This is a genomic window from Pseudonocardia pini (genome assembly GCF_013870575.1).
Lineage (GTDB): Bacteria > Actinomycetota > Actinomycetes > Mycobacteriales > Pseudonocardiaceae > Pseudonocardia > Pseudonocardia pini.
The window spans coordinates 1-8,720 of the sequence record NZ_JACBXB010000167.1 but is presented as its reverse complement, the minus strand read 5'-3'; the positions used below and the strand labels follow the sequence as shown (position 1 = coordinate 8,720).

Sequence of the window (8,720 nt, the reverse complement as noted above, 5' to 3'; positions counted from 1 at the left end):
GCCCGGCACCCCCGGCTCCTGCTGCTCGACGAGCTGAGCCTCGGGCTCGCGCCGCTGATCGTGCGGCAGCTGCTGCCGGTCATCCGGGACTACGCGCGCGAGTCCGGGTGCGGCGTGTTGCTGGTGGAGCAGCACGTCGCCCTGGCCTTGGAGGTGGCCGACCGCGGTTACGTCCTCACTCGGGGCCGGGTGTCGACCGAGGGCTCCGCCGACGCGCTGCGCCGCGACCACGACCGGGTCCTCGCGGGGTACCTGGGGGTGGAGCCCGCCGCGGGCGCCTGAGCGGGAGACGAGGAACGGCCCGGCCGCGCCACCGCGCGGCCGGGCCGTTCCCTGTCGGTCGGAGCCGGTCGGAGCCGATCAGAGCCCGATCTCGGCGAGGGACTCCTTCACGGTCTCCAGCGAGGTGCGCAGCTCGGCGCTGTCGCGGACCTCCAACCACACGGCCAGCGGGGCGGTGGTGACCGAGGTCCCGGAGTCGCCGTCGAGCGCGTCGGTGTCGAGGATCCGGACGTCGAAGACCTGTGGCAGCGTCCGCAGCTCGTCGGCGATTCGGTGCGCGGCCCGAAGCGGGACCGGCGTGCGCGGCGCGGGTGCCAGGTACTGGCAGACGATCCTGCTGCCGTAGTCGAACTCCGGGACCTCGGGACGCCTACCGAGGACCACGTCGAACCAGATCCTGATCGGGGCGGTGCCGTAGAGCCGCACGCAGGCGTCGTGGATCGTGGAGGTCATCCGCCCGTTGACCTCGAGGATCTCGGGTCCGTCCGCGCCGAGCTTCAGCTCGGTGTGACACCACCCGTTGCGGATCCCCAGGGCGGCGACCGCGCCGAGGGCGACCTCCTCGCACCGCCGCCGCAGGTCCGCGGAGAGCTGCGAGGGGACGAGGTCCCCGGTGGGCTTGAACGGCGGCGCGGTCGGCGGCTTGTCCATCACCCCGAAGAGGTGGGTCACCCCGCCGACCGTCATCGTCTGCACCGACAGGCAGTCCGAGAGCCAGTCGCCCAGCGGGTGCGCACCGCCCACGATCTCACCTTCGAGCAGCCACAGCCCGTCGTCGGTCCCGATCACCTCGCGCGCCTGGTCGAGGTCGGTGACCCGGACGACGCCCGAGCTGCCCCAGCCGCGACTGGGCTTGAGGACCATCGAGCCGGACCGTAGTCCCTCGGGGACCCGCTCCCACCAGCCGTCCTCGCCGGCGTCGATCTCCGCCCACGCGGGCTGTGGCAGGCCGTGCGCGGCGAAGGCCCTGCGCTGGCGGACCTTCTCGCTGATCGTGTCCGCGACGGCGGGGGAGTGGTAGTGGCGCAGCCCCACCGCCTCGGCGATGCGCGCGGTCTCGCGTAGTGTCTGGTCCCCGATGCTGGTGATCCCGGCGCAGTGCGCCACCCGGGAGGGCTCTCGCACCACGTCGTCCAGCAGTTCGACCCGGAACCCGAGATCGCGCAGGTCCTGCGCTGTCCGGGCGTCCCACCGGGTGCGCATGCTGAAGATGAAGAGGTAGTCGAACTCGCCCGCGGCGAGCTCGACCAACATCTCCACCGGCCCCATGTAGGTGATGTAGTCGACCAGCGCCAGCACCGGTCGGTCGATGCGTTCGGTGGACTCGACGTGCGCGACGGCGGTGGACATCAGCCGGCCTCCACGACCTGCCGGGCCCGGGGACCGGCGGTGTCGGCCATGAAGCGCAGGCCGAGCAGACCGATGGCGGACATGCCGAGGATGTAGAAGCCGATCGTCCACGAGGAACCGCCGCCCGCGGCGGCCAGCGCCCCGGCGATCGTCGGAGCGAGCCCGCCCCCGAGGATCACGGCGGTCTGGTACCCCAAAGAGAATCCGCTGACCCGGACCTGCGGCGGGAACAGCTCCGCGAACTGGGTGACCATCGGCCCGCCGACCAGCCCGCAGCCGATGGCCAACACCACCACGGCGACGAGGATCACCGGGACCGACCGGGTGTCGAGCAGCAGGAAGAACGGGAACGCCATGGCGAGGCACACCACGAACCCGGCGACCATCGTGCGGCGCCGCCCGGTGCGGTCGGCCAACCGCCCGCCCACCACGTAGGAGACGAAGAGCGCGACGTTGACGATGACCGAGATCCCCAGGCTGAGTCCCTGGGACATCTGCAGGAACGTCGCGAGGTAGCCGAGGGTGAAGGTGAACAGCAGCGAGGCGACGCCGGACTGGGCGGCGGTCACGGCGATCACCTGGAGCACGGTGCGCCACTGGGTGTGCAGCACGGTGAGGATCGGCGTCCGCTCGAGGGTTCGGGCCGCGGCCATCGCGGTGTAGGTGGGCGACTCCTGCATCCGGGACCGGATGTAGAGACCGACGGCGAGCACCAGCACACTGGCCACGAACGGGATCCGCCAGCCCCAGGCCAGGAAGGTCTCGCGGGAGAAGGCGAGCGAGGTGACGAGGAAGCACACCGAGGCCAGAACCGCCCCCAGGACGCCACCGCCGACCAGCAGCGCACCCCGGGTCGCCCGCTTGTCCGGCGGGCTGTGCTCCATGACGATCGCGACCGCGCCGCCGAGCTCGCCACCCGCGGCGACACCCTGGAGCAGCCGCAGCAGCACGAGCAGGATCGGGGCGGCGACGCCGATCTGGGCGTAGGTCGGGAGCAGGCCGATGGCGACGGTCGCTCCACCCATCATCAGCACGGTCGCCTGCAGGACCCGCTTGCGCCCGTGGCGGTCGCCCATGTGGGCGAACACCAGCCCGCCGACCGGTCGGGCGATGAAGCCCGCCGCGAAGGTCGCGAAGGCCGCCAGGACCCCGGCGACGGGCGAGAAGGTCGGGAAGAACACGGAGCTGAACACGACGGCGGCGGCGGTGCCGTAGAGCACCCAGTCGAAGAGCTCCAAGCCGGTGCCGAGCATGCCGGCGACGAGTGCGCGGCGCTGCTCCTCGGGCGGGACCTCGGTGGCGGGCGGGGAATCGGTGACGGTGTGGACGCGGTCGTCGGACTCGCTCATTCGGTCTCCTCCAAGCTCGGCGACGCTACCGATCGGGGACCTCTACCGAGGTCCGGCGGCCGTCGGCCGCCAGCGGTCCCATCGTCAGCCGGGAGGTTCCGGTGAGGTAGAGACAATTACTCCTGAGCAGGAGCAGCCGGGCCCGCGGACCGTGGGTAGCGGTCACCCGCGACGGCCGCGACCGGGACCGCCCGCTCGATCTCGGCGAGGTCGCCCGCCGTGAGTGGTCGTCGGGCCGCCTCGACGGCCTCCGCCACCTGTTCGGGCGTCCGCGAGCCGAGCACGGCAACGATGTCGCCCCACTCCCCGCGCCGGGCCATCACCCAACCGACGGCGAGCTGGCCGACGGTCAGTCCCAGGCGGTCCGCGATACCGCGGATCGCCTCGACCAACGCGAGGTTGGACCGGACGTTGTCGCCGGTGAACCGGGGGAGCCGACCGCGGACGTCCTGCGGGCCCCGCCCTCCCCGCCATCGGCCGGACAGCAGACCGCGCGACAGCACTCCGTAGGCGGTGACGCCGATGCCCAGCTCACGGCACACTTCCAGCACCCCGCCCGGCGCCTCGATCTCGCGGGTGAACAGGGAGTACTCGACCTGGACGTCCGTGATCGGGTGGACCGCGTGTGCCCGGCGGATGGTGTCCGGGTCGACCTCGGAGAGCCCGACCCCGCGGACGTAGCCCTCGGTGACGAGCTCCGCGAGGGCCCCGACGGTCTCCTCGATCGGCACCGCCGGGTCCGCCCGGGCGGGGCGGTAGAGGTCGACGTACTCCCTGCCGAGGCGCCGCAGGGAGTAGGCGAGGAAGTTCCGCGCGGACGCCGGGCGGCAGTCGATCCCGATCGGCCTGCCCGCGGGGTCGCGCAACGACCCGAACTTCAGGCTCAGGACCACCGAGTCCCGCTCTCCCGGGCCGAGCGCCCGGCGGATCAGGTCCTCGTTGTGCCCCATGCCGTAGAAGTCCGCGGTGTCGATCAGGGTGATCCCGGCGTCGAGCGCCGCGTGGAGCGTCGCGATCCCGGTGTCGTCCGGCGCCGGACCGTAGGCCCCGGACAGCGCACTGCCGCCGAGCCCGAGGACGCTCACCTCGGGCCCGGCGGCCCCGAGCCGCAGGTGCTCCACCTACCGGGCCGCTCGCAGGTCGGCGGTGTTCTGGTTCGGCTTGTACGGCGCGCTCGCCACGGTCGCCCGGATCGCCTTCTCCGGGTCACCGGGGTTGCCCCAGACGACCGTGACCTCCGTGCCCGGCTCGGCGTACGCCACGTCGATCGGGCACAGCGACATCATCCGGCGGAACCAGTGCGAGTAGCCGCGCGAGGTGGCGACCCCGACGATGGTGCCGTCGACCTCCACCCGGTCGGCCCACATGAAGCCCTTCTGGTCACGCGGCATGTCCATGAAGGTGTGGTGGCGTTCGCCCGGGCGCAGGAGTGAGGCGAACACGTCGGTCACGTCGTCGGCGTTCCAGACCAGCGTGCGCAGCACCCGCGTCGGGTTCGCCTTCTCGGCCAGCAACGGTTCGGCGCCGAGGAAGTCGGTGCCGAGGATGACCTTGCTCCAACCGAGCTCCACCGGGCTGCGGTAGTACTCGCTGATCTGCTTGCCGGGGTAGCTGCCCGCGACGTAGGCGGGCTTGGCGTTCGGCGGCATCTGTGAGAGGAAGAACTCGAGGTACTCGGCCGTGTCCGGTTCGAAGATGGCGGGGATGTAGTCGGTCGCGATCGTCGGGTAGCTCGCCTGCAGGTGGTTGATCAGCGAGATCCGGCCGCCCATCCGTCGGATGCCGAACTCCTCGCCCGCCGCCAGGATGGCGTCGTAGATCTCCTGGCGGTGCTCGGCCGGGCCCTGGAGCTCGAACCCGATCTCACCGGACATGCCCTGGCGCAACGCGTGGATGCGGTGACCGGCGATGGTGATCGGAGCGACCCACATGTACCTCGTGTCCAGGTAACCCTCGGACGGGTCCAGCTTCTGCAGGACCTTGATGGCCGTCGGGCCGGAGAGCTGCAGGATGAACCAGTCGTCCTGCTCCACCGCGACGTTCAGGCCCGCCCGCTCCGCCTGGAAGCGCATCCAGTACCCGCCGCGGCCGTGGAGCATGAACTCCTCGTCGCCGAAGCGGGTCAGGATGCCCTCGTGGATCACCTTGCCGTCGGCGTTGGTGTGGACGACGTGCTTCGACTGCCCGATCGCGAAGCGCGAGTAGTCGTTCACCGAGAACCGGGAGAACAGCTCGAGCACGTCGGGTCCGCGGAACCAGTGCTGCCACAGGAACGACCAGTCGCCGATCGAGCACGTCTCCTGCCAGGAGTCGTTCTCGTCGAGGAAGGTCGTGTACTCCTGCTGGCCGAACCGACTCCAGGCGTAGACCTCGGGCGGCGTCCGCATCTCGTCGACGGTGAAGTCCATGGTGCTCGTCCCCTCGCTCAGTGCCCGCAGCCGGCGTGACCGCCGGTGCTCGGCCGCGCCAACCCGTGCTCCGCGCCGACCATGCGCATGAACATCGGGTGCTGGGTGCGGCAGATCTGCAGCTCGGCCTTCGTCCACGCGGTCGGGTCCGCGGCGTACTCCTCGTAGCTGCCCTCGCAGTTGAGGCCGGGCACCGCGGGCACCCAGGCCTCGTCCAACCAGTAGTCGGCGTCCTCGCCCGCGATCTCGGCGGCGATCGCCCGCACCTTCGGGTCGTCGAGCGCCTTCAGCCTGCCCTCGTCGATGAGCAGGACCTCCTCCCCGTCGGGGGTCTGGATCGTCACCGTCGGGAAGTTGAGGTGGGTGTGCCAGTGGCCCACCGGGTGGCCGAGGTTCGCGGCCTCCACCTCGCGCGCGGAGGTGACGACGGTGCCGTAGCCGAGGTGGATGATGCCGCTGCGGGTGCGCTCGATGATCCCGCAGATCCATCCCTGCAGGTAGCCGTCGCGGGGGCGGTGCACCTTCGGGTTGGTGCCGATGGACACCTCGAACAGCCAGAGCAGCCCGGGGCCGGGGAAGCCGGGGTACTGCAGGTCCTTGGTGCGCTCCTCGAGCTCGCGCAGCTTGTCGCCGAAGACGCCGCCGCCCTCGATCGAGGTGATCCGTCCGTTCTCGACGGTCATCTCTAGGCGCGGGTACGGCCCGATGTGGTTCATCGTGCCCGCGATGACGCCGTTGATCCCGTCGACGCCCGGTTCCGGAGACATCCACAGCGGACGCGCCGTGATGTGGCCGGGCATGTAGCCGGCGATCAGGTCCGGGCTCTGCGGCCACCAGTCCTGCGCGGTCTCCATGTTCCAGGTCGATCGGTCCGGTGCGAAGTAGTGGTCCGGCAGGGGGAAGGTGAGGTCGGTGCCCTCCGGGTCGGTGACCCGGACCAGCGACCCGCGCTTGATGGTGGAGTCCGTCCACTCGTCGATGGCCGAGATGATCTTACCGGGGATGAGGTTGCCGGGGTTCGCCACCAGCTCGCGGGACACGAACGGCATGCGGGCGATCTTCATGTTGGCCTCGCCGAGGACGGGTCCGCCGAAGCCCCACAGCACCTTGTCGTAGGTCGCGTTGCGGTCCATGTCGGCCCAACGCTCCATGTCGCCGGTGACCTCGGCGGTGAGCGCGAGCATGATGTCGATCTCGTCGTACCCGTCGAACTCCGGCTTGGGACCGCGGTCGAGGGTCTCGATCTCGAACTCGCAGCCGTACTCCTTCAGCACGGCCGCGCACGCGTCGACGACGAGCGGGTCGTGCCAGTTGTCCGTGCGGAGCAGGATCCTCTCGCCCGGCTGCAGGTCCCACGTCGCGTGCAGGGCGCCCGCCTGGTACGGGCGGTCGGCGACCGCGCGGAGGTAGGGCAGCAGCTCGTCCACGGTGTCGATCTTGATGTACTCGGGGCACCGCGGGCGCCGGGAGACCGGGAGCTCGGACATGGTGTGCTTTCTCCTCGCCGTCGAGAACGCCCTCACGGGCCGTCCGGCGGCGAGGCTAGCCACGGGGATCCGGGCTGTCGTGGCACATGAGTTCCACCCCCGGCTGACCGCTCGGGGTTGCACGGTGCCCGCCTCCGTGTTCAGGGACATTGGTTTCTTGTCCGGCTGGTCGCCGCTCCCGAGCATTGCCCCGGCAAGGGTGCCCCGGCTCCGACCTCCCGGACGAGCACGGCGACGCCACCTCACCCAGGAACGAGGATCCCCGAGATGACGGACACCGACTCCAGGCTGGAGATGGTCTCTCCGCTGATGCACCCAGCCTTCGGGCCGCGGATTCCGGCGAAGGAGTTCTACGAGCTCCCGCCCGAGTGGTTCCACGTCGGCTCCGGCCCGGTGTACGGGCGGGTGGACGTGGACCCGGGCGACAACAACCTGTTGGACAAGGGCGACGGGCCGCCCCTCGGCGTGCGGATCAAGCTCGTCGGGCGGGTGATCGACAGTGACGGGGAGCCGGTCCCGGGGACGTTGATCGAGATCTGGCAGGCCAACGCGGGCGGGCTCTACCTCGACGAGTACTGCGACCGGCCGTGGCTGCCGACGGACCCGAACTTCTTCGGCACGGGTCGGACGTTGACCGACGAGAACGGCGAGTACGTGTTCTACACGATCCGGCCGTCGGGCTACGCGGGTCCGCCGGGGAGCGGGATGTGGCGGGCTCCGCACGTGCACTTCTCGTTCTTCGGTCCGAACCTGGCCAACCGGTTGATCACGGCCTGCTACTTCGAGAACGACCCGCTCAACGAGACGGACTTCGTCTACGCCCAACAGAAGTACGCCGACGACCGGGACAAGATGATCGCCCGGGTCGAGGAGGTCGGCCTGGACGGCACGTATCTGCAGGTGGTGTACCGCTGGGACGTCGTCCTGCGTGGTCCGGGCGCGACCCCGATGGATGTGGAGTGAGCATGGCCGAGCAGACCGATCCCGCCGCAGACCCGCGTCACCGGGTCTTGACGCCGTCGCAGGGGCCCGGACCCTACGCGAGCATGACGTTGATGTACGAGGGCGCCGAGAACGGGGTCGACCCGAGGAGCCCGGGCGCGTTCACCGTGACCGGTCGGGTGGTCGACGGGGTGGGGCGTCCGATCGCTCCGCCGGACGTGTTGATCGAGGTGTTGGCGGGCGACCAGTTCGTGCGGGCGCTGACCGACGACCTCGGCGGGTTCTCGTTCACGGTGCGCAAGCCGGAGCGGGTCGGGTTGGCAGGGCGTGGGTTGCAGGCGCCGTTCTTCCACGTGGTCCTCCACGTGTTCCCGCTGCCGGAGCTGCACCGGACGCGGATGTACTTCGCGGACGAGGAGGCGGCGAACGCCACCGACCCGCTGCTGGGCTACCTGGACGAGGGCGACGCGGCGACGTTGGTCGCGGAGGTCGACGGGTCGGGGTACCGGTGGGAGATCCGGCTCTCCGGTGACCAGCAGACCGCGTTCTTCGCCGCGCCGGGGGAGCCGTCACTGCTCGACGGTGGACAGACCCCGTCCCGTCCGTTCCGGGAGCAGCTCAATGTCTGACAGCACCTCGGGACAGCGGATCGACCCCTCGGCCGCGCGCTTGTGTCCCCAGGGACACAGGACGATCCGCAACGTGATCCTGCCGCCCGGTGAAGGCCGGTTCCGCTGCCCCACCTGCGGGTGGGCCGACACCGACGACTTCCCGGGCCACGCGGCCGGGACGGAGTCGACCGACCCCGTGCACCCGACCGGTCCCTGACTCGGCGAAGGAGACTCTCCATGGACCCGGAGAACGCGCCGGCCGTCCGGTCGACGCTGGTGGTCGGCTGCGGC

Annotated in this window: 7 protein-coding genes and 1 pseudogene; 3 read left to right on the top strand and 5 right to left on the bottom strand. The window is 70.7% G+C overall.

Going from position 1 to position 8,720, the window contains the following annotated elements:
- A pseudogene (locus H5J29_RS12370) lies at positions 1 to 282 on the top strand (ABC transporter ATP-binding protein); the annotation flags it as partial.
- 78 nt (positions 283 to 360) lie between these two features.
- Here H5J29_RS12370 and H5J29_RS12365 read toward each other — a convergent pair.
- The 5 genes from H5J29_RS12365 to H5J29_RS12345 form a co-directional block, all read right to left on the bottom strand.
- The gene (locus H5J29_RS12365) at positions 361 to 1,632 is read right to left on the bottom strand and encodes an ATP-grasp domain-containing protein (protein ID WP_181781082.1); all 1,272 of its coding nucleotides are present in this window, start codon (positions 1,630 to 1,632) and stop codon (positions 361 to 363) included.
- Complete coding sequence (locus H5J29_RS12360; protein ID WP_181781081.1) at positions 1,632 to 2,981, bottom strand: MFS transporter; 1,350 nt, start codon at positions 2,979 to 2,981, stop codon at positions 1,632 to 1,634. Before H5J29_RS12360 ends, H5J29_RS12365 begins: the two co-directional genes overlap by 1 nt.
- A 116-nt stretch (positions 2,982 to 3,097) precedes the next feature.
- The gene (locus H5J29_RS12355; RefSeq protein ID WP_181781080.1) at positions 3,098 to 4,102 is read right to left on the bottom strand and encodes an aldo/keto reductase; all 1,005 of its coding nucleotides are present in this window, start codon (positions 4,100 to 4,102) and stop codon (positions 3,098 to 3,100) included.
- Entirely contained in the window at positions 4,103 to 5,389 is a 1,287-nt protein-coding gene (locus H5J29_RS12350; protein WP_220187313.1) for a hypothetical protein, read from the bottom strand.
- A gap of 17 nt (positions 5,390 to 5,406) precedes the next feature.
- Positions 5,407 to 6,876, bottom strand: a complete 1,470-nt coding sequence (locus tag H5J29_RS12345) for a hypothetical protein (protein ID WP_181781079.1) — start codon at positions 6,874 to 6,876, stop codon at positions 5,407 to 5,409.
- 267 nt (positions 6,877 to 7,143) lie between these two features.
- Between H5J29_RS12345 and H5J29_RS12340 the strand changes: the two genes are divergently transcribed.
- Entirely contained in the window at positions 7,144 to 7,839 is a 696-nt protein-coding gene (locus H5J29_RS12340) for a dioxygenase family protein (protein ID WP_181781078.1), read from the top strand.
- Positions 7,840 to 7,922: 83 nt separating this feature from the next.
- Positions 7,923 to 8,447, top strand: a complete 525-nt coding sequence (locus tag H5J29_RS12335) for a peptidase associated/transthyretin-like domain-containing protein (protein WP_181781077.1) — start codon at positions 7,923 to 7,925, stop codon at positions 8,445 to 8,447.
- The last annotated feature ends 273 nt before the right edge of the window (positions 8,448 to 8,720 follow it).